This window comes from Chryseobacterium sp. ISL-6 (genome assembly GCF_018613715.1).
In the GTDB taxonomy this organism is placed as follows: Bacteria; Bacteroidota; Bacteroidia; order Flavobacteriales; family Weeksellaceae; genus Chryseobacterium; species Chryseobacterium paludis.
Window position 1 is genome coordinate 769,056 of sequence record NZ_JAGGPT010000001.1, and the last position, 26,510, is coordinate 795,565.

Annotated in this window: 24 protein-coding genes; 13 read left to right on the plus strand and 11 right to left on the minus strand. The window is 34.5% G+C overall.

Going from position 1 to position 26,510, the window contains the following annotated elements; all coding sequences use genetic code 11:
• Window positions 1-53: 53 nt before the first annotated feature.
• The 3 genes from J7E44_RS03605 to J7E44_RS03615 form a co-directional block, all read right to left on the minus strand.
• Entirely contained in the window at window positions 54-1,469 is a 1,416-nt protein-coding gene (locus J7E44_RS03605; RefSeq protein WP_214825695.1) for an alkaline phosphatase, read from the minus strand.
• A 96-nt stretch (window positions 1,470-1,565) separates the two neighbouring features.
• Entirely contained in the window at window positions 1,566-2,771 is a 1,206-nt protein-coding gene (locus tag J7E44_RS03610; RefSeq protein WP_214825697.1) for a GTP-binding protein, read from the minus strand.
• Between the two features lie 10 nt (window positions 2,772-2,781).
• Complete coding sequence (locus J7E44_RS03615; RefSeq protein WP_214825699.1) at window positions 2,782-3,120, minus strand: MerC domain-containing protein; 339 nt, start codon at window positions 3,118-3,120, stop codon at window positions 2,782-2,784.
• 91 nt (window positions 3,121-3,211) lie between these two features.
• Here J7E44_RS03615 and J7E44_RS03620 point away from each other — a divergent pair, with 91 nt between their 5' ends.
• The 5 genes from J7E44_RS03620 (at window position 3,212) to J7E44_RS03640 (ending at window position 7,994) form a co-directional block, all read left to right on the plus strand.
• Window positions 3,212-3,598, plus strand: a complete 387-nt coding sequence (locus tag J7E44_RS03620) for a Fur family transcriptional regulator (protein WP_214825701.1) — start codon at window positions 3,212-3,214, stop codon at window positions 3,596-3,598.
• A gap of 116 nt (window positions 3,599-3,714) precedes the next feature.
• Window positions 3,715-6,306 carry a phosphatidylglycerol lysyltransferase domain-containing protein gene (locus J7E44_RS03625; protein ID WP_214825703.1) on the plus strand — a complete coding sequence of 864 codons (2,592 nt, stop codon included), beginning with the start codon at window positions 3,715-3,717 and terminating at the stop codon, window positions 6,304-6,306.
• The gene (locus J7E44_RS03630) at window positions 6,296-6,982 is read left to right on the plus strand and encodes an AcvB/VirJ family lysyl-phosphatidylglycerol hydrolase (RefSeq protein ID WP_214825705.1); all 687 of its coding nucleotides are present in this window, start codon (window positions 6,296-6,298) and stop codon (window positions 6,980-6,982) included. The genes J7E44_RS03625 and J7E44_RS03630 overlap by 11 nt, the downstream gene beginning before the upstream one ends.
• 168 nt (window positions 6,983-7,150) lie before the next feature.
• Complete coding sequence (locus tag J7E44_RS03635) at window positions 7,151-7,747, plus strand: hypothetical protein (RefSeq protein WP_214825707.1); 597 nt, start codon at window positions 7,151-7,153, stop codon at window positions 7,745-7,747.
• 1 nt (window position 7,748) lies between these two features.
• On the plus strand, window positions 7,749-7,994 hold the full coding sequence (locus J7E44_RS03640; protein ID WP_214825709.1) for a redox-active disulfide protein 2: 246 nt from the start codon (window positions 7,749-7,751) through the stop codon (window positions 7,992-7,994).
• A 56-nt stretch (window positions 7,995-8,050) separates the two neighbouring features.
• Here the strand turns inward: J7E44_RS03640 and J7E44_RS03645 are convergent, their stop codons facing one another.
• The 6 genes from J7E44_RS03645 to J7E44_RS03670 are packed head-to-tail and all read right to left on the minus strand — an operon-like array spanning window position 8,051 to window position 14,093.
• Window positions 8,051-9,214, minus strand: a complete 1,164-nt coding sequence (locus J7E44_RS03645; protein WP_214825711.1) for a MalY/PatB family protein — start codon at window positions 9,212-9,214, stop codon at window positions 8,051-8,053.
• Window positions 9,215-9,218: 4 nt separating this feature from the next.
• Window positions 9,219-10,784: an ABC transporter permease/substrate-binding protein gene (locus J7E44_RS03650; protein ID WP_214825713.1), complete on the minus strand. Its 1,566-nt coding sequence runs from the start codon at window positions 10,782-10,784 to the stop codon at window positions 9,219-9,221.
• Entirely contained in the window at window positions 10,781-11,698 is a 918-nt protein-coding gene (locus J7E44_RS03655; RefSeq protein WP_214825715.1) for an ABC transporter ATP-binding protein, read from the minus strand. The genes J7E44_RS03650 and J7E44_RS03655 overlap by 4 nt, the downstream gene beginning before the upstream one ends.
• Window positions 11,699-11,708: 10 nt before the next feature.
• On the minus strand, window positions 11,709-12,881 hold the full coding sequence (egtB, locus tag J7E44_RS03660; RefSeq protein WP_214825717.1) for an ergothioneine biosynthesis protein EgtB: 1,173 nt from the start codon (window positions 12,879-12,881) through the stop codon (window positions 11,709-11,711).
• A gap of 18 nt (window positions 12,882-12,899) precedes the next feature.
• On the minus strand, window positions 12,900-13,883 hold the full coding sequence (locus tag J7E44_RS03665; protein ID WP_214825720.1) for an L-histidine N(alpha)-methyltransferase: 984 nt from the start codon (window positions 13,881-13,883) through the stop codon (window positions 12,900-12,902).
• A 33-nt stretch (window positions 13,884-13,916) separates the two neighbouring features.
• Entirely contained in the window at window positions 13,917-14,093 is a 177-nt protein-coding gene (locus J7E44_RS03670) for a hypothetical protein (RefSeq protein WP_214825722.1), read from the minus strand.
• A gap of 152 nt (window positions 14,094-14,245) precedes the next feature.
• Between J7E44_RS03670 and J7E44_RS03675 the strand changes: the two genes are divergently transcribed.
• The 4 genes from J7E44_RS03675 to J7E44_RS03690 all read left to right on the plus strand — a co-directional run bounded on the left by J7E44_RS03675 (window position 14,246) and on the right by J7E44_RS03690 (window position 19,082).
• A complete protein-coding gene (locus J7E44_RS03675) occupies window positions 14,246-15,349 on the plus strand; it encodes a helix-turn-helix domain-containing protein (RefSeq protein ID WP_214825724.1) in 1,104 nt (367 codons plus the stop codon).
• Window positions 15,350-15,679: 330 nt separating this feature from the next.
• Window positions 15,680-16,300 carry a DUF2306 domain-containing protein gene (locus J7E44_RS03680; RefSeq protein ID WP_214825726.1) on the plus strand — a complete coding sequence of 207 codons (621 nt, stop codon included), beginning with the start codon at window positions 15,680-15,682 and terminating at the stop codon, window positions 16,298-16,300.
• Window positions 16,301-16,436: 136 nt separating this feature from the next.
• On the plus strand, window positions 16,437-18,440 hold the full coding sequence (locus tag J7E44_RS03685; protein ID WP_214825728.1) for a sensor histidine kinase: 2,004 nt from the start codon (window positions 16,437-16,439) through the stop codon (window positions 18,438-18,440).
• Between the two features lie 12 nt (window positions 18,441-18,452).
• Window positions 18,453-19,082, plus strand: a complete 630-nt coding sequence (locus J7E44_RS03690; RefSeq protein WP_214825730.1) for a response regulator transcription factor — start codon at window positions 18,453-18,455, stop codon at window positions 19,080-19,082.
• A 96-nt stretch (window positions 19,083-19,178) separates the two neighbouring features.
• Here J7E44_RS03690 and J7E44_RS03695 read toward each other — a convergent pair whose 3' ends face one another.
• Window positions 19,179-20,156 carry a T9SS type A sorting domain-containing protein gene (locus J7E44_RS03695; protein ID WP_214825732.1) on the minus strand — a complete coding sequence of 326 codons (978 nt, stop codon included), beginning with the start codon at window positions 20,154-20,156 and terminating at the stop codon, window positions 19,179-19,181.
• A 426-nt stretch (window positions 20,157-20,582) separates the two neighbouring features.
• On the opposite strand from J7E44_RS03695, the gene J7E44_RS03700 reads away from it, so the two are divergent.
• The 4 genes from J7E44_RS03700 to J7E44_RS03715 all read left to right on the plus strand — a co-directional run bounded on the left by J7E44_RS03700 (window position 20,583) and on the right by J7E44_RS03715 (window position 24,707).
• Complete coding sequence (locus J7E44_RS03700) at window positions 20,583-21,362, plus strand: Rossmann-fold NAD(P)-binding domain-containing protein (protein ID WP_214825734.1); 780 nt, start codon at window positions 20,583-20,585, stop codon at window positions 21,360-21,362.
• A 38-nt stretch (window positions 21,363-21,400) separates the two neighbouring features.
• The gene (locus J7E44_RS03705; RefSeq protein WP_214825735.1) at window positions 21,401-23,737 is read left to right on the plus strand and encodes an alpha/beta hydrolase; all 2,337 of its coding nucleotides are present in this window, start codon (window positions 21,401-21,403) and stop codon (window positions 23,735-23,737) included.
• A gap of 64 nt (window positions 23,738-23,801) precedes the next feature.
• Window positions 23,802-24,116, plus strand: coding sequence for a nuclear transport factor 2 family protein (locus J7E44_RS03710; protein ID WP_214826203.1), 315 nt, complete (start codon window positions 23,802-23,804; stop codon window positions 24,114-24,116).
• 36 nt (window positions 24,117-24,152) lie between these two features.
• Window positions 24,153-24,707 carry a cysteine hydrolase family protein gene (locus J7E44_RS03715; protein ID WP_214825736.1) on the plus strand — a complete coding sequence of 185 codons (555 nt, stop codon included), beginning with the start codon at window positions 24,153-24,155 and terminating at the stop codon, window positions 24,705-24,707.
• Window positions 24,708-24,749: 42 nt separating this feature from the next.
• Here J7E44_RS03715 and J7E44_RS03720 read toward each other — a convergent pair whose 3' ends face one another.
• On the minus strand, window positions 24,750-26,333 hold the full coding sequence (locus J7E44_RS03720; protein ID WP_214825737.1) for a Na+/H+ antiporter: 1,584 nt from the start codon (window positions 26,331-26,333) through the stop codon (window positions 24,750-24,752).
• Window positions 26,334-26,510 lie beyond the last annotated feature (177 nt).

The window sequence follows — 26,510 nt, forward strand, 5'->3', positions numbered from 1 at the left end:
AAAGATATAAATATGAAAAAATATTTATTCAAAAATTTGAAATACTAATAATATCAGTTTCTATTAGTATTAGTTGAAAGTTCTGCTGCTTCGAGCATTATATAATGTAAGTCTGTGTTTTTCACAAAAGGTTTTAGCAATTCACTTCCCGGACCGAACATTGCAAGTTCAACATAATCGCCAGAATGATCCATACTGATCCAGCCAACAGAATTATGCTTTTTCTGAATTTCTGAATAGAGCTTAAATGGGAGCTTTTTATAATTATATAACCCACCTTCTTTTTCAAGGCTGGTGTAGAAATCCAAAAGACTTTTTGCTTCATCATCTGCCAGACTTACTTGATTGGTTTCATAGATCCAGTCTTTCGTCTGCTGAAGGTTGAAATCAGGATGAATGGCATTCAGTATATATTCATTAGTAAATTTATAATTGGCTATACTATTGAAATTTTTAGTGGCATCAGCTCCATAAATCGTTCCTGGGTTAGCATTTCCATGATCCGTTGTGATGATTACCAATGTATTTTTATCTTTTTCGGCAAAGTCAATCGCTACTTTTACAGCATCTTCAAAAGCAAGCTGATCATGGATAAGTGCAGCAACATCATTAGCGTGAGCTGACCAATCCACCTTCCCACCTTCGATCTGAAGGACAAAACCTTCTTTATGATCCTTCATCTGATCGATAGCCGCTTTTGCCATTTCTGCAAGTGTTGGTGTGTTTTGTAAAGCAGTTGTATTTTCCCGATCTATCGTATATGGTAGTGCTCCCGTATTAAAAACCCCTAAAACCTGTTTACTTTTTTCAATCTTCTGCAAATCGGAACGGTCTCTTAAAATTTGATATCCTTTTTGCTGATACAAACCATATACATCTTTCTTATCTTTTCTTTTTGAAGGATTGAAGAATTCATCTCCCCCACCCATCATTACATCAAAGCCTATTTCAGCGTACATTTCGGCTATTTCAGGTTCGGCATTTCTACTGTCAGAATTCACGCAAAAACCAGCAGGAGTAGCATGTGTGATTGTTACAGTGGTTACACATCCGGCTTTCTTACCAGCCTTTTTAAATTTTTGCCAGATCGGAACATACCTCTCACCATTCGCTCCTACATTCAAAACTCCATTTTTTACCCGGAATCCACCTCCAAATGATGAACTGGCTGCTGCAGAATCTGTAACAATAGAACTCGCCGAAGCAGTATCCATTAATGCTCTCGATACTTTATTCTCTTTATACAGATTAACCCAGTTTCCAGTTTTACCAAGAATGTTCTCAGAATACAGATTAGCCATTGCCAACGTTCCGGAACTCATCCCATCACTTACCATAAAAATGATGTTTTTGGCCTTCTTATTGGATTTTGGAATTATCAGGGTTTGATTTGCCAGTAAATCTACCGGATTAATTGTTAACAACCCGGAAAGTAATGCTGATCCTTTTAGAAACTTACGTCTATCCATCTGTATTAAAATTTCGCTTTGCAATATAAATAATAAAAATCAATAATGAAACAATGTTGCATTAAATAATTATGAATTTAGTTTAAATGGAAACTATCAGATATTCTCGGGGAAAGGGTCCTGAAAAATTATTGACTCATCGAACATTATCTTTTCCTCTACCGTGATCAGGCAATTTTCAAGATCATTCATCATTTTTTTCTGATCTAAATTCTTTCCAATAAAAACCAGTTCATTGATCCTGTCACCCCAACTTCTATCCCACCGGCTTTCTATGAATTCCTGATTTTCTATAAATGAAGGATATTGTACACGATTACTCATTGGCATACTCGACCACCATACTCCAGCTTTTTCCAATCTAAAAGATCCACCTGCCTGGGAAAAATTAAGGGCATCATCAGGACGGGAAGCGAGCCAGAACAGCCCCTTAGCACGTAATGCACCTTCTTGATACTGTACATTGAGATATTTCCATAACCTCATTGGATGAAAAGGTTTTTTATTTCTGAACACAAATGAACCAATTCCATATTCTTCAGTTTCCGGTGTATGATGTTCAGCTCGCAGTTCTTTTTGCCATCCTGCCGACTGTTGAGCTTCATCAAAATCAAATAATCCCGTATTCATAATTTCTTTGGGTTGTACCTTTCCAAATTCAGAAGTGATCAGTTTTGCAACAGGATTTAATTTCCGGATCGTTGCTTTCAAAAAATTAACAGTTTCCGTATTTACCATATCCGTTTTGTTCAGGATAATAACGTTGGCAAATTCTATCTGATCGGTCAGAAGGTTTACAATGGTACGGAAATCTCCTTCCATGTCGGTGAGATCACGATCCATTAATCGTTCGTTGGAACCAAAGTCTTTAAAAAAATTAAAGCAGTCTACTACCGTCACCATCGTATCCACATAGCTAAAGGATGAAAGGTCAATTCCACTTTCTTCATCTATAAAACTAAAAGTCTGTGCCACAGGAACTGGCTCACTGATCCCCGTACTTTCAATTAACAGATAATCAAATCTTTTTTCACGCGCTAACCTTTCTACTTCTATCATTAAGTCTTCGCGAAGTGTGCAGCAAATACAGCCATTACTCATTTCCACCAGTTTTTCTTCTGTTCTGGACAGTGTATTTTGATTTTCCACAAGACGTGCATCAATGTTTATTTCGCTCATATCATTAACGATTACAGCTACTTTTAAACCTTCTTTATTATGCAGAATATGATTGAGTAATGTGGTCTTCCCTGCACCAAGAAAACCACTGAGTACAGTTACAGGAAGTTTTTCCTTTGTCATGATAATAGAATTAATGTTTATGATTTTTAAAATTGAGAATATGACCGGTAATTAATCCTACAGCTCCTACATAGATCAATGGAATATGGATTTCATAAATGAGATCAACCAATACCGATATAGAGATTAATAGAATTGAGATCCAGAACAACGATTTCAACCAGAGTTTTGAAACCTTTTTCGTTACTCTGTACACAACCACTCCTCCAATGAAAAGAAAAGCAAGATCAACATAAGGATTATGAGAGATCCCCAGAGGAACAATCATTAATAAAGGAAAAATAATACAATGGATCAAACATAAAACTGCTGCTGAAATTCCTACTGCATCTAAAATTTTTGATTTCATAAATGGATATTTAAGTTTAAAATACTTATCGTAACTTTGTTGCAAATGTAAATATTAAATCTAATTAATGCAACATTGTTGCAATAAAATTATGAAGCAAGTTAGAAATACCCAGGCCAAAACTGAGATATTAAACATTATCAATAATTCAGAAAGCGCATTATCCCACACTGCTATTCAGGAGAAAGTTGGGGATCTATGCAATCGTGTTACTACTTATCGAGTATTGGACCGTTTGGAAGAGGAAGGGAAAATACATAAGATTGTGAATGTAGATGGTGTCGTGAATTATGCCAAATGTCATCATTGTACAGAGAATGATCACTCCCATAATCATATCCATTTCAATTGTGAGAAATGCCAGTCGGTTACCTGTATAGAAAATATAGTTCCGGAAATAACACTACCTAAGCATTTTGTTGCAAAAAGTTACAATTTCGTAGTAAGCGGAATTTGTCCGAAATGTTATCAAAATTAACCTTTGATAACGTAAATAAAGTAAAATATCTATCAGCTGTTAAAGATTTTTTTATCTATTTTTGATTTAAAGCATTTCAGTACAGAAAGTACCCGAAAAGTATGGCAGTCACAAATATGAAAAAAATAAATTTTTCAAAAATCTTCAAGTTGGTTCGCTGGAAGGAAGTTTTAGCAGTTGCTATCTTATTACTGGCATTTGTATTTTTCCGAAGTGAAAGACATGAGCTGGCTACTATTGGTCCTGAGCTTCAAAATGCAAAATTAGGTTGGATCTTAATTGGAGTATTATTAGCCTTCATTTATGTTCTTCTTCAAGGTTTAATGTATGTAACGAGTTTTCGCGCTACAAAATTAAATGTAAGTATATCAGATGCTACAAGTTTATTTTTAAAACGAAACTTCCTAAGTGTATTTCTTCCTGCCGGTGGCGTCAGTTCACTTGCTTATCTTCCCCGAAACATTAGAACGAAAGGTTATAAGTCTTCGAAAATCCATCAGGCCAGTGCCATATATGGATTTGTAGGCTTACTGACAGTAGTACTGGTTGGGATTCCATTAATCGCTTATGCAGTTTTGATCAATAAAAACTTTAATGACAGCTGGGTTGGTATTTTAGTTTTAGTGGCAATACTTATTGGCAGTTATCTCATTTTCATTTCTTTCCGGAAGAAAAATTCCTTCTACCAATTCCTTGATAAGAAATTCCCAAAATTTATCAGCACAGTTGATGAAATATTTAGCAATGAAATCGATAAAAAGTACTTTTGGATTACTATTCTGGTTTCTATTTTTATTGAATTTTGTGGTGTTTTCCATCTTCTGATCGCTATGTATGCATTTGGAGTTCCTGCTTCATTTTCTGCGGCAGCAATATCGTATGTTGTTTCAATTTTATTAATGATCGTATCTCCTTTTCTTCGTGGTTTGGGGGCTGTGGAATTTTCTCTCACCTATATCCTTGCCAATTTCGGATATAAGCATGCCGATGGTTTAGGAATTACATTGCTTTATCGGTTTTTTGAATTTTGGATCCCTTTGATTCTGGGAATAGTAGCTTACCTATGGGGTGGAAGAAAACTATTTGCTCGTATTTTACCTGTAATCATGATCTTTTTATTAGGTATTATTAATATCCTTTCTGTAATTACACCAGCATTAACAGATCGTCTTCATATTCTGAAAAACTATTTACCCTGGGAATTGATCCATATTTCCAAGATGATCACACTTATTTCAGGAGTATTGCTTTTGGCGACTTCTGCCAATCTTTTTAGAGGTTATAAAAGAGCTTGGTATTTTGCTGTGATCCTTACCATCTTCTCTATTGTTTTTAATTTATCAAAAGCTCTGGATTATGAAGAAGCCTTGTTTTCAGCATTCACTTTAGGCCTGTTATTATATACCAGAAAAGAATATATTTTCACGACTAAAATCGTTTCTTTACAAAAAGGATTTAGCTGGTTTTTAGGGATCTTTACCGTCATTTTAATTTTCAATTACCTTAGCTTCTACTTTATAAGCAAATCTCATTTCGGTATAGATTTTACAAAAGAAGAGGCTCTGTATTACACATTACATACATTTTTATTATTCAAAGATTCCGGACTTACCCCGCTTACAGGGTTTGCAAGGGATTTTCAGAACCTCAACTATATTCTTGGGGTTATTTCCTGGTTGGTACTTATCTTTTCATTTTACAGGACCCACTCCCGTATTGAAAAAGATGACAAAGAGAGCCATATGAATGCCCAACATCTTGTAGAAGAGTTTGGAGCTTCTTCATTGGACTATTTTAAACTGACCAAGGAAAAACAGTTTTACTTTTCAGAAGAAATCAATGGCATGGTATCCTTCCGGACAGCAAACGGATTCGCTGTCGTATTAGAAGATCCTGTTTGTGCTGAGCAAAATAAGACAGATCTGATTAATGAATTTGATCAATACTGTAAGAATAATAACCTAAAGACCTGTTATTACAGAGTAGGTGAAAATGGAATCGTTTATTTTAATCCTTTAAAAAAACAAAAATTATTTATTGGTCAGGATGCAATTGTAGATACAGAAAAGTTTAGTCTGAGTGGGAAAGACAGGAAAACGATTAGAAATGGAATTAATGCTGTTGAAAAATCAGGTTATACCACAACAATACACTATTCTCCTCATAATGAGGATATGATAGATCATATTCAAAGGGTTTCCGACGAATGGTTAAGAGAGTTTGATAAAAAAGAAATCGTATTCGCTGAAGGGATGTTTGATCGCGAAGTTGTAAAAAATCAAGATCTTATTACCATTTTTGATGTCGATGGTATGTGTGTTGCATTTTTAAATATCATTCCACATTGTGCCCCTGATGAATGCAGTTATGATATGATCAGAAAAACTGAAAATGCGCCGAATGGCAGTGTAGATGTTTTAATTGTGAAACTTATAGAATATGCTAAAAGTAAAAATCTAAAGTTTGTCAATATGGGAATGACCCCAATGGCAGGAATAGAACAGACCAACAATACGGCTGAAGATATTATGAAATTTGCCTATCAAAGAGTAGGAAGTTTTAAGCATTATCAAACACTGAGAAACTTTAAAGAAAAGTATGCTGATATCTGGGAAAACAAGTATCTGGTGTACAACAATGATTTTGAATTACTTCAAATCCCGACGACATTAAGTAAAGTGATGAAACCACAAAAAAATGAAGAATAAGCTGCAAAAACTGATAAGAATTTTATCTATATTGACATTAGCTTTTTTTTTCGGCTGTCAGAAAGATAATGATTTTAGGATCACGGAATGGAACTCCAATACCAATAAACCCATCATCTTTTTTATAAGTGGGGATGCTGGTTTTAATACGTTCACAAAGAGCTTAGGGACGAATCTTCATACACTGGGTTATGATGTATTTGCTTTAGATACAAAATCTTATTTCTGGAACAAAAAAACTCCGGAACAAACCTCTTTAGACATTGAGAATTGTATTAAGGAGAAGTTACATGGACGAAAAAATCAACACGTCGTTTTATTAGGGTTTTCATTTGGTGCTGATGTTACTCCCTTTGTATATAACCGTTTTACCACCAGCTTAAAAGAGAAGATTCAAAAAGTTTTTATTATGGGCCCTTCAAAAAGTAATGATTTCAAGATCCATCTTGATGAGTACTTCGGATTTGAACCTAAAGGCAGCCTCCAGGTGATCCCTGAAATCAATAAAATGGGCACAGTTCCCGTAATGGTTGTCTTAAGTGATTTTGAATTTACCCGTTTTCCCTACCGGACAATAACCCTGGGAGCCAATTACAGGATGAAACATATAGCTGGAAATCATCATTATGGAAATAATACCAAAATGCTGGCGAATTTCATCAAGAGTAATTTATAACTTGCATAATACTGAAGCTAAATCCTGAGCCTTTACTTAATATATCTTTCTGGATACTATAATCTAAAATTTAATTTATTACTATTCATAAGAACTTATGAATAGCTGAACATATGGTATTTTGTTTAAGTGATCAAAAAATTGAGAGAAAAATAATATCTTAGTTGAATGAAATATTTAGAAAAAATTCAAGGATTATTACCATTAGGGTATTTATATCTTATTATTCTTGGACTTTTAAAAGAAAGTATTCTTTTTTATCAATTGGGAATAAATATTTTAAAATACTCATCTATTACAGATATCCTCATCAGTCCGATTGCTGATATGACATCAAGTCCTATATTGATTATAATAATAATTTCTGTCGTCCTTTTTTTCTTTTTATTTCAGGTAGTCCTGATCAGGAACAGAGATAAAAACTGGAGCAAGAAGCTACTAGGAAGCTATAAAATAAATCCTGAAAGTGATAAAAAAGAGTTGCAGAAAACCATGATTCCGATCTTTTCTATACTTGTAGCCATTGAACTTCTTGCCTTATTCGTTGGATTGGGAATAGGACAAGGCAGCATTATTAAAAAAAGAATAGAAGCCCAAAACCTAAAATACAATTATACAATCACTTCTGAATCCAGTGAACCGACTGACATCTATATGATCGACATTAATAGTACTTACTATTTTTATGTAACAAAAGGAGATCAACAAATCAAAATAGCTCCTGTCGGAAAAATTAATAACCTTGAAGTCATCAAAAAAAAATAAAATGAAAAATAAACCTATAACCGAATACACAAACGAGGAACTCATCAACAATGAAAAGAAAAGTAAAGCAGTAACCACCTTGCTGATGGTTTCAATCCCGATACTATTCTTAAGTAATATGTTTTTAATATTCAAAAATGGATTTACTGCCCTCACTGTAATTCCTATCGCCCTGCTCCCTATTTTAATCCTAAATATTAACAAGTGGAATCAATTAAAAAAAGAAAAGGCGAATAGAAATTTATAAAAGATAAAAAAGCCGCCCAGAATTATAAGAGGTATTAAAGAAATACCGGATCAATATTATTTTTTATGTACATATTTTTCCAATCGGTGTAAACCTTCCTCCAAAACTTGTCTTGGACAGGCGATATTTATGCGTAAAAAACCTTCTCCAGAGCTTCCGTACATGGTACCTGAATTTAACCAAAGCTTTTCTTCTTTAAATAAAAACTTGGAAAGTTCATCTGATCCTTTACCTAAAGTATGACAATCCAGCCATACAAGATAAGTCGCCTGTAAGTCACTAACCAATACATTTGGCAGATATTCCTTGCAAAAATATTTTAGATATAAATAGTTGGCATATACATATTCTTTTAGTTCTTCCATCCAATTTCTACCCTGATTATAAGCTGCTATTAAAGCTTCAACGGCGAATGGATTAATGGTAGTTGTTTCCTGTATTGTAAGTATTTTCTCAATCCGTTTTAAGATCTCCTGATCTTTGGAGATAACATAAGATACAGGCAGGCTGGATAGATTAAATGTCTTACAGGGCGAACCACAGGTAACAGAAACCAGATCATAATTTCCTGCAACAGAAACAAACGGAATATGCCGATGATTTTTATAAACCAGATCAGCATGGATTTCATCTGAAACTACCATTACTTGATGTTTTGTGCATATGGAAGCTATTTTCTCCAGTTCTTCACGTACCCAAACTCTACCCACAGGGTTATGAGGACTGCATATTAACAGCATTTTAGTTTGTGGATCTGAAGCTTTCAATTCCAAATCAACAAAATCTATTTGATAATTTCCATTTTCATAGATCAAATGGTTATCAACTGTATTGCATTCACAGTTTTCTATAAGCGTAAAGAAATGATTGTAGACAGGTGATTGAACAATAATATTATCCCCCGGTTGAAGATGGGCTCTGATAATAGCTGAAAGTGCGGGGATCATTCCGGGAACTGGTAACAGCCACTCTTTTTTCAAGATCAGCTGATGGCTTATTTCCCACCAATTGATAATAGAATCATAAAATGCTGAAGGAATAATACTGTAACCAAATATTCCTTGTTCAACCTTCCTTGAAAGAGCTTTTATAACTTCAGGAGGTGTTTTAAAATCCATATCAGCTACCCACATTGGCAATACATTTTCATCAGCAACCTTATCCCATTTTATAGAGTTCGTTCCTCGTCTTGGTATTATTTCGTCAAAATTATAGTTCATGTAATTAAGGAGTGTCTAAATAGTTTTTAAGATCTGAAATAGTTTTTATTTTTAATTTCTGAGACTGTTCTCTACGCATCATTAAAGCATAAGAATTATTAAAACCCAAAGGTTTCAGCCATTCAATTCCATATTGTTTTTTAAATTCTGAATTGACATAATCATAGGTTTTTTCCGCACTCTGACTTACATTTTTAATGGTTGATTCCGTTGGCTTTAGAAGCACTAAAAGTCCGGTGCCTGTATATTCAGGATAAAAATCGATCGCATCATTCGTCAGAGCATCGAAACATATTTTAGTTCCTCCCAATCCGGTCTTCGTTTCAACCTTATAATCGGTATAGCCTTCAAGAAGCATTTTATACATTTCTGTAAGAATATACTGCTCGCCAAAAATTTTTGATCCGATCCTTATGGTTCCGCCGCTACCTTTTCTTGGGGTCTTTAATAATCCATTTTTTCTTAGAAAATCTTTAGCAATTTTTTCCGGCGTCTGGTGTAAATAGTCCGATCTGTAATTAAGATCCGTCATAACGGAATCATTAAATTTTCCAGCCAACAAATTTAAAACTTCTTTCAATTGGGGAAATTTTTGTAATGTTTTTGTTTTGATGATTGGTGCTGCAAAATAAGGTGGAAATATTTTTTTATCATCATTTAAAACATAGAGATCAAAAGCCTTAATTCTGCCATCTGTAGAATAACCACTGATAACATCCAGTTCTTTATCATAAGCAGCTTTGTACATAATAGCATCACTTACAATGGTAGGCTTCGCATTCAGTCCATACACTGATCTCAAACCGATATCTCCATCCTGTCGTCCCATAAACTCCGGCGTAAAACCTGCTTTAAGTTTGTTCCCGGAATTTGAAGTTAGTACATAGAATCCAACAACGACAATCAGTATTAAGGGAATGATAAATAAGATCTTACGAAGTCTTCGGTAACCTGTCTTTTGTAAAACAGCAATCAGCTGATCTAATATAATAGCAAGTAAAGCCGCTGGAATGGCACCTGCAAGGATCATATTGGTATTATTCAGTGAAATACCACCGAATATAAATTCACCTAATCCTCCTGCCGCAACAAATGAAGCTAATGTAGCCACTCCAACATTGATAACAGCAGCGGTCCGTATTCCTGCAATGATAACGGGCATTGCTAAAGGAAGTTCAACTTTGAAAAGAAGCTGTTTCCTATTCATTCCCATTGCTTTCGCCGCTTCAATAACTGCAGGGTCAACTCCCGTAATTCCTGTGTAAGTATTTCTGATAATTGGTAAAAGCGCATAGATCAGTAAAGCTACAATTGCCGGGGTTGCTCCTATCCCAAAAGCAGGAATCATAAATCCAAGCAAAGCAATACTGGGAACAGTTTGTAAGATACCTGCAGTTCCAAGAACAGGATTGGCAAATAATCTCTTCCTTGCTATCAATATTCCCAGGGGAACTCCAACTACGATCGCCAATAGTAATGACACAAAAGTCAATCCAAGATGTTGTACAATTTGAATCAGGAGTTTATCTTGTTGTTCGACAATAAATTGCCATAGACTTTGTTGCGTCATTCGGTCTGCACTTTTCTATAAATATTGAATGCTTCTGTTAATTTTTCATACTGTTCTGTATAGCTTTTATCAGCACTTAGCTTTTGTAAAATATTCCATACGTTTTCAGTTTTATTAAACCTTCCATTTAGTATTTGAGAATCGGCAAGAAAGGGTCGGACATTCTCTAAGCTGGCTACTTTATACTCCAGTAAAAGCCTGTTTTCTGCAAAAAAATCTTTTACAAAATCGTTCTCAGGGCGATAAAGCATTTCCATCGGAGTTCCTATTTGAATAATTTGCCCTTTATCCATCAAACAAATCCTATGCCCCAGTTCAAACGCTTCCTGCACGTCGTGAGTAACAAGAATGATGGTTTTATTTTTAAGCTCTTCAAGTGATTTAAATTCAGAATGAATGTCTGCTTTTGTTATATTATCCAATGCACCAAAAGGCTCATCCATTAATAGTATGGGAGTATCTGCAATTAAAGCTCTGGCAATGCCAACACGCTGTTGCTGTCCCCCACTTAATTCCTGAGGAAAACGAGTTAAAAGATCTTCGGGTAAATGAAGCTTATGTATTAACTCCCCGGTTCTGCTCTGGATCTTTTTTTTCTCCCATTTCAGCAACTCCGGAACTACAGCTATATTCTGTCGAATCGTATAATGGGGAAACAACCCTGAATGCTGCATAACGAAACCTATATGCATCCGGAGTTCTTCAACCTTCTTATCGCGAATATTTTCTCCGTTAATAAATATATTACCAGAATCAGCTTCTATCAGACGATTGATCATTTTTAGAGTCGTTGTTTTTCCGCAACCACTAGTTCCCAGAAGTACTAATATTTCCTTGTCATTCGCTTGAAAAGAAATGCGGTCGACAGCAGTTCGTTCGTCAAAATTTTTAGTTACTGATTCTACTTTAATCATAGTTTAAGACTTATTTCGCCAATCTGATTCCTGTGAACTGCCAGCGTAGATTCGCATGAAAGAAATTACGATATGTATTTCTGCTGTGCCCCTTTGGTGTTGCTTCTGAGGCACCTCGTAAGACCATTTGGTTTACCATAAATTTTCCATTGTATTCTCCTACTGCACCAGCTTCTTTTTTAAATCCCGGGTAGGGTAAATAGGCACTTCCAGTCCATTCCCAACGGTTTCCCCACGGAAATTCTTCAGAAGCGACTTCCCACTCGGCTTCGGTAGGTAAACGCATTCCTTTCCAGGCAGCATAAGCTGCGGCTTCGTAGAAATTAATGTGACAGACCGCTTCTCCGGGATCTAATTCCTGTAAACCATCTAAAGTATAATACATCCATTGGCCTTCAATAAAATGCCAATACAAAGGAGATTTTATATCATTTTGTTTTACCCAGTCCCAACCTTCAGCATGCCAATGCCTGAAATCAGTATACCCGCTATCATTTATAAATTCCAAGTATTCACCATTGGTAACTGCCCGATCACTTATTTCAAAATCCTGAAGATAAACTTTATGTCTCCCTAACTCATTATCGAAACAAAAACCATTACCATTAAAACCAATTTCATAGATCCCTTCATTAAAATGGATCATTTTCCCTATACGTAGGTTTTCCTGTTTTACACCTGAATCTTTTCTATAAGCAGGAAATAAAGGATTATGTCCAAGAATATATTTGATATCGGTAAGCAAAAGTTCCTGATGTTGCTGTTCATGATTTAATCCAAGTTCTAAAAGGGACTCAATAGATTTACTCATTGATTCACTTTGAAGGAAAGCTTTCATTTGCTGATCAACATATTCTCTGTATTGGTAAACATCAGCAACTGAGGGACGGCTCAGATTACCTCGATCGGTTCTGATAACACGTGCTCCGATGGTTTCATAATAACTGTTGAAAACAAAATTATATTGGGGATCAAAAACCTCATAACCTGGAAAATTGGGTGACAATATAAAAGTTTCAAAAAACCAGGTGGTATGTCCTAAATGCCATTTTGGCGGGCTAACATCTACAATAGGCTGCACCACAAAGTCTTCAATTTCCAATGGGGCACAAATTGCTACGGAATGGTTTCGAATATCCGTATATTTCTTTACTACATCAATAATCTTAGGATTTGCTATCATCTTTTTAGATTTTAATTATTATTTCACTTTCCAAACGGAATCTATAAACCATTTTTTTGAGTCTCTTATTTCTCCCTTGATCTCAAAACCCGCTTTTTCTGCTAATTCTTTGATATCTGTTTCTGAAAACTTTTGTGAAACTTCCATATCAATCAGCTCATTTTCTTTAAACGATATTACTGCATGATCAATGGTTACAACCTGATCGATAAGACTTACAAGATAACTTCGGCATGCCCCACTAACAGGGTCGTATGTCTGATAATGCTGAAATTGCTTAAGGTCAAAATCGGCATCAAGTTCACGATTAATGCGGGTAAGAAGATTAAGATTAAATGACGCTGTTATACCAGTCTTATCATTATAGGCATTTAAAATAGTATGTGGATTTTTCTTTAGATCAAAACCTACCAATACCCGATCTCCTGATGCAAGATGTTGTTTTAGACCTGAACAAAATGAACGCGCCTCATCAAGTTCCATATTTCCGATATTACCACCTAAAAACAATATCACCTTTCTTCTTGAGGAAAGTGAAGCTGCTTTATTTAACATTTCGAAATACTCACCTTCTAAGCAGACTACTTTTAATTCCGGTAGGCTTTCATTTAATTTCTGATCCAGAATTGAAAGGATATTACCTGAAATATCAATAGGCATATAGGTAAAATCCAAGCCTTTTTTTACCATGTATTTCAAGAGGTGCGTTGATTTCATGGCATCACCGGCACCAAGTTCAATAAGATCGAATGGTTGATCATCAAAGGCAATAAGATCAGCAATATCCGATGTTTTATTTTGAAATATATCCAGTTCACATTGGGTAAGATAATATTCCGGCATTGCCATTATTTTCTGGAAAAGATGATCCCCAATTTCATCATAAAAGTACTTTGAAGATAATCTCTTACGATCACTATCCAGTCCTTTTTTTACATCGAGGAAAAAGTTTTCTGTCTTATTGTGATTATTTTTTATTTGAGAATTGGTGTTTAAATTCATTTTACGTTTTCATTATAGTTCGGTAAGCACTACTTATTTACCGCTATCTACATTACTCCTCATAAAAGTTTGTGCTTGAATTATATCATTATAATTAAATGTATACATATTTTTTGATTTAGCAATTCCGTTTTTAGTCTTTTTAAGAAAATCATGAAAATTTAAAATATCAATCATAAAAGTAAAGCCTGCAAAAACATTATTATTCATCTTACCTTTTTGAAAAATAATTATCTAGAAAACAGTATTATGAGCTCCTAAATAAGGTTCTAAAATAAAAACAGCATATACATTTAAAATATCGTTTTAATATTTTATTTTTAGCGCTATAATTCGATGCACAATTCTTATATATTTATAGCATGTTCTATTTAGCGGGAATCTTTATTGCTTATTTTTCTTCTTTTCTCATTTTAGGGAAGAAAAAGAAAGTAAGTGCCGATTATATATTATCATTATGGTTCTTAATTATTGGTATCCATCTGACTTTATTTTTTTTAATTTTCTCCGGAAAATATATACAGATTCCTTATCTACTTGGTTTGGAAATACCCCTACCTTTGATTCATGGGCCTATTTTATATGTTTACATTTTGAGTCTGACAAAACAGAGACCCCATAGATACCTTTGGAGTTTACATTTTTTACCTGTGCTGGCTATTTATCTTATTTTATGGGATTTTTTCAGACTTCCTCCAAAAGAAAAAATTTCAGTTTATCAGAATGGAGGTCTTATGTATCAGGAGTTAAGAAAGAACATTAATGTATTAATTTATTTATCAGGATTTTTATACATCTGCTTAAGTATTTTTTCATTGCAGAAATATAAAAAGAACATTGCAAAACAGTATTCAAATATTGAAAAGATCAATTTAAACTGGGTATATTATCTTATTATAGGAATTTCAGTAGTCTGGATCTTAATTATTCTAAAAGATGATACCATTACCTTTACATCAGTAGTTGTCTTTGTATTGCTTGCTGCTTATTTTGGAATTAGTAAAGCAGGTATTCTGAATTTACCCGAGATAAAAACCAATATAGAAACAGAAAACATTCCTGAAGAAAGTGAGATTTCTGTTAAATATCAAAAATCCTCATTAAGTGAGGAGGCGATACGGATGATCTATGAGAATCTGGCTTATAAAATGAAATCTGAAAAGCTTTTTAAAGATCCGGAACTCAACTTAAATACGATTGCATCTACACTAGAAATCCATCCCAACATTCTTTCCCAGGTCATCAATTCTATTGAAAATAAAAACTTCTATGATTACATCAACACACAAAGAATTGAAGAATTCAAAAGAATAGCGGTTTTGCCCGAGAATCAAAAATTCACTATTCTTTCTTTAGCTTTGGAAAGTGGATTCAATTCTAAGACTTCTTTTAATAGAAACTTTAAAAAATATGTAAAATGTTCACCCCGTGATTTTTTAAAGGAACAAAATTTAGATATGGAATAATTAATTTCCATCCACTAAGGGATTTTTTCTGCTGTACTGTTACTTTAGTATCAACTTCCATTCTGATACTTTTCCTTTCCATCATCACATCGTTTTTCTTTTTTGATATCAACATAGGAATCATTTTTTTCTTTTACCATCAATCTTACCAATTAAGAATTCTTATTTTAACTATGGAAGGAACAAGTCTATAGAAATTAGTCTTTTTTTTTCATAAAATTAGTTCCACCTTACGTTTTGGAGCATGTACCTTTTAAATATTCTTCATTTTTGCTAAAACTTTAATCTGTTAAAAGCACTGAAGTTGAATCATTTAAATTACTTTTTGTCATGAAAAACCTCTTATTTATTATTCTCGTTATTTGCGCATTGTTAGTAGGTGCATACCCTCTTATTTATGTATTTGTTGATCACAAACATACCTTTTTAGGCTCTAAACCTCTTGAAATTCTAAACAACCCGGTATGGAGATTTTCATTTTTTTGTCACATCATCTTTGGTGCTGTATCCCTTTTCATCGGATGGAGACAGTTTGGGGCTAAATTTCGAAATAAGCATCTTTCACTACACCGATTAATTGGCAAAACATATATACTATCGGTTATTATAAGTTCATTATCAGGAATTTATATTGGCATTTTTGCCCATGGAGGAATTGTTTCATCAATGGGATTTGTTAGCCTGGGAATCGTTTGGTTTATAACCACTGTTATTGCATTTTTAAAAATTAAAAATGGAGATATCAGGCAACATCAGAATTTTATGACCTACAGTTACGCCTGCACTTTTGCGGCTGTAACATTAAGGATATTATCACCATTATTAAAATTAGTCATAGAAACTCCGGGACTGTCATATCATATCGTTGCCTGGTTATGTTGGATTCCCAATCTGATGTTTGCTTACTATATCAATAGAAAACGTTCGTACAAAAGTGCTATTCTTGAATAAAAAAATTCGTAGAGGAAGCTTTAATATAAAGTATCTGGATTACAATCCGATAGTAACAAATTTAAGCCTTATAAATGTATATTTGTATCCATTGAATTTTATGTTTTTGTCATATTTGAGTAAATATTTTACAATTATGAAAAAGAAGCTTTGCCTACTGCTTATACTATTTTTCTCTTATGGATTACATGCCCAAAGGTTTTATACTCTTGATGACGACGGTCCATATATTGATAGTCTTACACAGGTAATAAAATCAACAAAGTCAGATAGCATAAGGGGAATTAGCAGCTTCAAGCTGGCTGACCTGTTCAGAAGAAGTAAGAAAAATGAATTATCAGATCAGTATCTTCTTATGGCCAACAAGATCGCCCCAAAATATCCTTTTTTAAAAGCCGTTGCCATATATTATAATGCGGCAGGATTAGTAAGTAAAGGTGATTTTGACAACTATGCAAAGCAATTGAAACTGGCTGATAGTGAGCTTAAGAAATATAAAACCAAGGACTCGTATGTCTTGCGGGCATTCATCCTAAAAAATCTATCCCTTGTCTATGTCCTTCAAAATAATGAGGTGGAAGGAATGAAAGTTTTGGTTAATGAGGCTATTCCTTTGGCAAAAAAAGGCGGTGATCTGGAGGTTCTAAGTATTTTATACAAATCCGTTGCCGTTATTTTTATGAATAGTGAGGAAAGGGTTAAAGCTAACAGCTATTTGAAAACAGCTAAAGAATATATCGAGCAAGCAAACACCTCTTCTTACAGCTATCTGGAAACTAAGGCGGACATCTATATCGTAGACGTTGAAAATCTTTGTTTTCTTACCATGACAGCCGAAGCAAAAAAATCACTTGATAAGGCATATAACATTATAAAAAAACATCCTAATTCAAATCTAAGTGGAAGTTATTATACTGCTGAAGGTTATTATTTTTATAAGATAGGACAATTTAACAATTCTCTAAAAAGTTATGATAAAGGTATTGTTAATAGTACCCTTCATAAGGATGTACTTCTAACTAACCGTTTAAAGTTTTCCAAATATCTGCCTCTGAAAGCAATGAACAGACTGGAGGATGCTAAAGATCTTTTGCTCGATCTTATTGGAACTACAACTAATTTTGCTATTGATCAGAGAAACTTTACTAAAGAGCTGGCATTTATTTATGAAGGTCTGGGAGATACTAAAAATGCCTATAAATATCTTTCAAAATACACTGCAATTAATGACAGTTTGAATATTAGTGAATCAAAGGGGAAAATAGCAGCACTGGAAGCTAAATTCAACAAAGTTGAAAACGAAAAAAAAATCAGTATGCTCGAGGCACAGCGTGAACGTGACCGCTTGGTAGCCCAAAACAACAAACTATACTATAGTTTATTGTTTGCTATTTTAGTGATATTGCTGTTATTGGTCATTTTCCTATGGATCAATTCAAAAAATCAGAAAAAAATAGCTGCCCAGCAGTCTCAAAATTATACCCAGAATATAGAGTCTCTGAAAAATCAGAAAGAAATAGATGTAATGCAGGCAATGATCCGGGGAGAAGAGGATGAGCGTAAAAGAATAGCGCGAGACCTTCATGATGGTATTGGAAGTATGCTTTCCTCATTGAAGATTCGTTTTCTGAAGGTAAGTAAATCCTCAGAACCTGCCCCACCTATCGAAATTGAAAACATAAATAATCTTTTGAACAATTCCATTACAGAATTACGACAGATTTCTTTTAATCTTATTCCTGAGACACTTCTTAAATTGGGACTTGAACATGCATTAAGTGATTTATGCCATATGCTGGAAACAGATGAGATCCACATCTACTTCCAGTCTAATGAAATCAAGAACAATATCCCTGAAAACATTCAGATCATGATTTACAGGATCGTTCAGGAGCTGCTTAATAACGCTTTGAAACATTCTTCGTGTACAGAAATTCTGGTAGATTGTAGCCAGAATGAATCTCAGTTTTATATTACTGTTGAAGATAATGGTATTGGATTCGATACCACACAGATCAATGACTTTACTGGACAGGGTTTAAAAAATCTTAAAAACAGAGTGGAGTTGCTTAGTGGAAAAATGGATATTCATTCTTCACAGAAAAACAGCACGATCTTTAATATTGAACTATCTATTTAAATTCCGATGACTATGACAAAACCATATAAAACAATAATCGTTGATGATCATCCCATAATTACTGAAGGGCTACAGCTGCTTTTTTCAAACTCAGAAGATATAGAGATCGTCAAAAGTTTTAAAACTGGTGAAGCGCTTTTAAAATATGACAATCTAAATAAAATTGATATTATCCTGCTGGATATATTTCTTCCTGATATCAATGGCATCGATCTGTGTCTAAAAATTAAAAAATTACATCCTAAAACTATTATTTTAGCAATAAGCAGCCAGTCAGAGCGCAGTATTATTTTGCAAATGATAAAAAACGGAGCTCAGGGATATCTGTTGAAAAGCGCCTCAATGGAAGAATTTAAAGACTGCATCAATAAGGCTGCATCCGGACAATTAGCATTCAGTGATGAGGTTGAAAAAATAATTGAAAAGACCAGTATCTATGATCTAAAGACTGTTCCCAGATTGACCCAAAGGGAAAAGGAAATCCTACAGCTTTTAGCGGAAGGAAAATCAACTCAGGAAATATCTGACATTCTATTTTTAAGCTATCTCACCGTACAGACACACAGAAGAAACTTACTGAATAAGTATGGAGTTAGGAATGTTGTTGAGCTTTTAAAATTCGCTAAAGATAATGGGTTGTAACTCTGCAGTTACCAAGGCCACTACTCTATTTCACAGAATATATAACAAAAAAGTACTATCCAAGGGATAGTACTTCACCACCATAAATAAAAACAATTACTGTTTACTGATTTTTTTCGAAATAGTTTTTCCGTTTTTAAGCTCTCCTTGCACAATGTATATTCCATTGGGAAGGTTTGCCACATCAATTATTTTGTGATTTGGTGTTTTTCGAACAACTTTTCCATCAAGACTTATAATGTTAATATTTTTGATGTCTTCATTTGATTTTATGGTTATAGATTGTGTTGCCGGATTAGGATAAATAACAATCTCATCTTTTGTGCTATCCAAATCTACAGTAGATAGCGTAGAGGAAGATGTAAAATAAGCTAAAGATGGTTGAGTGGTGGTCTGACCATTAATTGTAAAGGTGTTAAATGCGACAGTAAGAACGGGACCATTACTTTCAGTAACCCATTGATAGGACTCATTAACATAGTTAAATGTTGCTCCGCCACTGGCTTGAGATCCATTTCTTATTCTTTTTATTCTAAGCGCATTGGGAAAGGTTCCATTTGGAGTGATAACGGTACCATAACCATCCACTTTAAAACTTTGCTGTCCTGTTTCAGTTGTTCCTGGTGTGCTAAACTGATAGGTATCTGTAAACTCCTGCAGATAATTTACAGGAAACTTATAGTTGATCAAAGGATCTGAATATGTCATGGTTACATTTCCCATTCCACTAAAATTACCGATCGTAGTTGCTTCGGCATCGCTATTAAGTAAATAGTCGTAAGTATCGCTTCCCACAAGTTCAGAAAGTCTGTTAGCAGTTGGAAATCTTGAACAATTTGTCTGCCCTGGACATGGATAAATTTTTGTTGTTATGACAGGAGTTCCTACATAAGAAGAAAAATTCCATGTCTGTCCAGCTCCCGATGGTCCAGGACTTAATGTGCCTGTAGAAACATCAGCATGATAAACATTAGTGGTAACATTAATTTTATCAAGAGCAAGCCTGGTTACAGTAGGCTGTGCAGCAATCCCGATTCCCATTAATATTAAAGAAGTAAAGATTAATTTTTTCATTATGTATTTATTTTGGTGTTCTATTAGATAACTTTATATCCTGAATTATTCTAAAAATTTAAAATAGGAACAGGTTCTGATGTCACTTACTGTTTCATAAGTTATAGGACAAATTTATCCCGATAAAGACCGCTATCCAATACCTGTAGCAGTGTATAATTCTTTACCTGATATCAGGTAGTCGTGAAAAAATAAATTTTTAACAAACTGACAAACAATAGTTTACACATTTCACAATTAATTCTGTCTAGTTAAATACTTTTCATTGATATCTGTATACTAAATAAATTTATTACTTTCACTCTTCTAAAAATAATTCGTTTATGATACCTTTATCAAAAATTTAACTGATAAAAAGGATTGGCAAAATATTCAAAGTTGTATCAGTTGTAAACAAATTATTATTACTTCAAACTATTTAAATAGATGAAAAAAGCAGGAATTATTGGTTGTGGTTGGTTAGGTTCAAAGATTGCCGAAGTACTCTCAGAAAACTTTGAAATTTATACTACTACGACGACTCCGGATAAAGCAGAACTATTGATATCAAGAGGCTTCCATCCTCATATTATAAACTTCCCTGATTATCTACTGACTGAAAAACACAGACAATGGCAGGTTATTAATGATCTTGAGGTATTAATTATTACCATTCCACTTTCTGGAAAAAGCTGCTGCCCCAGCTCATTGTACAATAGGATTCAAAATTTGCTTTCTTTTATCGGGGATTTTAGTGGCCAGATATTCCTCATGAGCTCAACCGGTGTTTATCCTGATCTTTCCCAGGAATTTACAGAAGAAAATATATCTCCTGATGATATTTCAGGTGAAAGAACGATAAAAAACAGATATCCACAGGTTAACATTCTAAGATTAGCGGGGCTGATGGGAGGTGACAGACTTTTAAGCAAGTATCATGTGTCGAACTTAGAGTTTTTTGCTAATCATATTCATTATGTTGATGTATGTTCGGTAATTGAAAAAATGATCGAGCAGGAATCACAATCCAAAATTTACAATGTAGTTGCACCACTCCATCCTGCAAAATCAGAAGTGATCAACGCTCAAAAAAGCATTGACAGTATAAAAGAAATCGGAGAGCCCATAGGGAAAAAAATCTCATCTTCTAAATTAATTTCAGAATTGGATTTCGTATTTAAATATCCGGATCCCAGATATTTCCATGAATTAAGTTCAAAAGAATAGCAAGAAGGATTAAATCTAAACACCAATCACCATATATCATGAACGAAGACAATCAACTATGGAAAAAATTAAAAAAATGGCTTCAACCATTAAAAGCTTCAGTAACTCCTAACCGAGCAACATTAAAAGCCGCTGGCTTTGGCATTCTTATCAGTTCAGTCATCTTTTTTATTTTGGTATCGGCTGACAAATTTTTACCGGCTATAGGTTTTGGTAATTTCATTTTGTTTATACTGATTTCCTTTTTAGTAAGTTATTTTATAGGCTGTATACTTAGCTGGATAGCCGGTTTAATCGGCAAAACACCCCCAAACTTCAGGCAGGCTATAGGTTTTTTATTATTCTTTTTCTTTTATTTAATTCTAATCACTACTACTTTCCGTTGGGTGCTTGTCATTTTTCTTATCCTATTTCCGGCACTCACTTTTGGAGCATTATTTTACTGGAAATCAAAATCAAAATCTAAAACATCATGGTCTTTGAGCCAGAAAATAACCACTAGCCTTTCACTTTTAATTGGAATTTTAGGATTAAGTATAGGCGGTTATCTTTATTTATACGCCGGAAGTGTACAGCCTGTTATAAAAAATTATAAAATGTCCGGCAAACTTCCAACACCTATTGAAGCTATTAATCCAGCGCTTCCAGGTAAATATAAGGTTGCTTTTTTAACCTATGGATCAGGAAAAGATAAACATCGGGCAATTTATGGCCAAGAGGCACGTATTATAACACCTTCTGTTGATGGGTCACTTCTTCTTAAATCATGGGATGGTATTTCAGGTAAACTACGTACCCGATATTTTGGATTCGACAAGACCCAATTGCCGTTAAATGCAATGGTATGGTATCCTGAAAATTTTAAAGGGCAGGCTCCTTTAGTATTAATTGTTCACGGCAATCATCTAGCACAGGATTGGTCAGAAGAAGGATATGATTATCTGGGGAAACTATTGGCAAGTAAAGGCTATATTGTTGCTTCTGTAGACGAAAATTTCTTAAATACCAGCATTACTGATCTGGATCAAAAAGGCTTTAAGGATGAAAATGGTGCGCGTGGTTGGCTTATGCTTAAACACCTTGAACTCTGGCGAAAATGGAGTAAAGACCCGGCAAATCCATTTTTTAACCGTATCAATATGGATCAGATTGCTTTGATTGGGCATTCAAGAGGTGGTGAAGCGATGTCGCATGCTGCTTTATTTAATAAGCTTCCTTACTTTCCAGATAACGCTAATGAAGTATTTGATTTTAATTTCAATATAAAAGCATATGTAGCTATTGCTCCGGTTGATGGACAATACCAACCCGCATCTATATTAGCGCCTTTAAAGGACATTAATTATTTCGTTATTCAGGGCGTTCATGATATGGATATGCAATCTTACGGTGGCCTCGCTACTTACAAACGAATTCAATATTCATCAGATTACCAAGGATTTAAAGCTGGCTTATATGTCAATCAGGCTAACCATGGCCAATTCAATACTTCCTGGGGAAGTTATGATTCAAGCAGTCCATATATTAATCAATTTAATATGACCCATCTGATGCCTGAAAAGGAACAGCAACAGATTGCCAAAGTCTATATCAGTGCATTTTTAGATGTGAATCTAAAAGGAGAAATGGTATATAAACCTCTTTTTGTTGATTACCGTTATGGTCGTAAATGGCTTCCCAATCATATTTATTTCAATCAATTTGAAAATAGTGAGACTCTATTTGTTGCCCGTTATGAGGAAGATCTTAATTTATCTACTGCAACCTTACAGGGTGTAAGCATTAACATAGAAAATCTAACCTTATGGAGAGAAGCACAACAGAAGCTGATCTGGAATAGTGAGATTTCCAGGGCAGCCTATATCGGCTGGAATCATAAAGAAACATCAAATAAACCCGGCAGATATACCTTTAATTTTAATGAAAATATTGGTCAGGATTTAAAAGGACGAGCATTGGCATTCAATCTGGCAGAAAGTGATGAGCCTTCTGTAGCACCTAAAAAGGAACAAAAGAACAAAAAAGATAAAAAGGAAAATCCTGTAAAAGGAGATCAGCAAAAACAGGCGATCGACTTTAGTATTGAGCTTACAGATCAAAAAGGCACGCATGTTCGTTTTCTCTTGAGTGAATGCGCTCCATTGCAACCTCAGCTGAAAAAGAACCTGACCAAGTTTAGCTTTTTTAATGATAATGGAGATGCAGAATCAATTCCGGATTATTTCTATTTTGATCTTGATATCCTTCAAAAAAAATATCCAACAATGGATTTAAACAGTCTGAAGTCTATTTCTTTTATTTTTGATAAGAGTCCTGAAGGAGCGATTATTTTAGATGATGTAAGCTTTGTTAAACTTTCTGGTCCTTCAAATTAGTCAATTAAAATCACATCTATTAAAAAACCTTATAATGGATATTAAGAACTTTGCCGCTCAGTAGATTAATTCCTGGAACTCTCATGATTTGGAGGATATACTAAGTCATTACGCTGATGATATTGAGATCACAACGCCCATGATCAAAACATTTACTTCTGGTGAGGATACGTTGAAAGGAAAAGAAGCTGTTAAAAGGTATTGGGAGAAAGCCCTGGAAAAAGTGCCGGACTTGCATTTTGAGCTTTATGAAGTAACGTACGGGATTAATTCTATTGCACTCTATTATCAATCAATCATGAATAAAAAAGCAATGGAGGTTATGTTTTTTAATGAAGAAGGGAAAGTAAATAAAATGTTTGCATTTTATACAGACTAGCAATACACATATCTGATAAACAATACGATTAACAAAATGGAAGATAAAAAAGCATTACTTATCATAGACCTTCAAAATGATTATTTTGAGGGCGGTGCCAACGCTTTACAGGGAAGCCTTGAAGCGAGTGTAAATGCTAAAAAATTATTGGAGAATTTCAGGGAAAAATCACTTCCTGTTATTCATGTTCAACATTTTTCAACCAGAGCCGGCTCGGCATTTTTCATCCCTCATACTAAAGGTGTCGAGATCCATGAAAATGTAACCCCAATAGATGGAGAGAAAATAATTGTTAAAAATTACCCTAACAGCTTTCATCAAACAGACTTGCTCGAGTATCTCAGAACAAATGAGATCATAGAATTGGTCATTTGCGGTATGATGACACATATGTGTGTTGATTCAACGACCAGAGCAGCAAAAGATTTTGATTTTACCTGTACGTTAATTGGTGATGCCTGTGCAACAAAAGATCTCGAGATCCAAGGGCAAAATGTCGCGGCTGGCGAAGTACACAAATCTTTCCTGGCAGCATTAAGCTACTTTTATTCTACGGTTAAAAACACGGATGAATATTTAAATGAAATTTAATAACGATAAACCAAAATATCCAATCATTGATTGGATATTCTATTATAAAAGTCTTATCCGTTCTTCTTCTAAATCGATCTGATAGATTTGCCAGTTTATATATTCTTCGTGTAATTCAGGATCATCCTTGAGGCCTGCTACGAACTGGCGTTGACCTTCCAATAGTTCTAAATAATTTTGTTTGGCAGATTCTGTCATTCTCAAATGCTCAGGTTGACTTATTTTATATTCCCACTGATCAATCATTTTTTGCAGATGAGGATCGTTATAGAGACCTTTTTTTTGTTTCTCTTTCAGCACCCGTATCGTTTCTACCACAAGGTGGTTTTTTACTTTCATCTTTGCATCATCTTCAGACAGTTCCCTGCCATAATCAAAGAGTTTGGAACGTTTAATAAAATACGGAAGCGTAAGCCCCTGAATTAAAAGAGTCAGTAAGATAACGGTGAATGTGATAAATAAAATAAGGTTTCGGTGTGGGAAAGGCTCCCCATTAGGCAAAGCCAAAGGAATAGATAAGGCAGCAGCCAAAGATACCACTCCCCTCATTCCTGTCCAACCCAGCAATAAAGGCATCCCAAGTCTTCTGCGCCTGCTTAAGCCTCTTCCAGGAGTTACACTTGGCCTAAATAAGATTGTAGCGATCATTGCTCCATAAGATGAAATCATTCTGGTGGCAATTAAAATAGCAGTAACCAAGCCGCCATAAAAAATAGCTTTACTTAAAGGTATTCCATCAGCCCGTAATCCTTTCACAATTTCAGGAAGGGCTAAACCAATAATCATAAATACAATTCCATTTAGAATAAATATTAAAGCCTCCCAGAAGCTAAAGCCCTTAATCCTGCTGGAACTGCTTAAAAAAGAAAGCCTATTACTGGATAAAAGTAAACCGCCCGCTACAACCGCCAGTACACCGGAACTGTGTACCTGTTCAGCGGCCCAATAAAGTAAATAAGGTTCAACAAGGGTAAATACAATATCAGAAGGTGCATCTGTAGGTAACCTTTTATGTGCTTGTATAAATAACCAACCACCAATAAGACCAATACCAATACCACCAATTACCATCCATGAAAACTCAACAATTGCGGTCTGAAAAATAAACTGTCCGGTACCTACAGCCACTAAGGCAAACCTAACAATAATAAGTGATGAGGCGTCATTAAGCAAACTCTCCCCTTCTAATATAGCCGATGTTGCCTTAGGAATTTTTACAAATTTCATAATGGCTCCAGTACTCACAGCATCAGGAGGTGATACAATCCCACCCAGTAAGAATCCTAATGCTAATGTAAAACCAGGAATGAAATAATTGGTAAGTAAAGCAACAGTGAGTGCCGAAAAAAAGACAACGACAAAAGCAAAACTACTGATAATACGCCACCACTTTTTCATTTCCTTAAAAGAAATACTCCATGCTGCTTCAAATAAAAGTGGGGGTAAAAAAATGAAAAAAATCAAATTCGGATCTATCTGTATCGTTGGTAACCCCGGAATGAAACTGATCAGTAATCCTACAACAACAAGAAGTATAGGATAGGCAATCTTTAGTTTTCCTGCCAGCATTTCGATCAATACAATTAACACAATAAGTGCCAACATGAAAGGTAATAATTCGTGCATATTTTTGAAAAAAGTTATTTGAATAAAACAATATAAGACTAAGCAGATACTAAAAATAAGGTTTTAACAGATTACTTTCAAGAAAAATTATGTATCCCTCTTTAAATCAGCTTTTATTCTCTTTTGTCAAAAAAATAAAACCTTACATTTATAAAACATTATGTATTATTCTTTTAC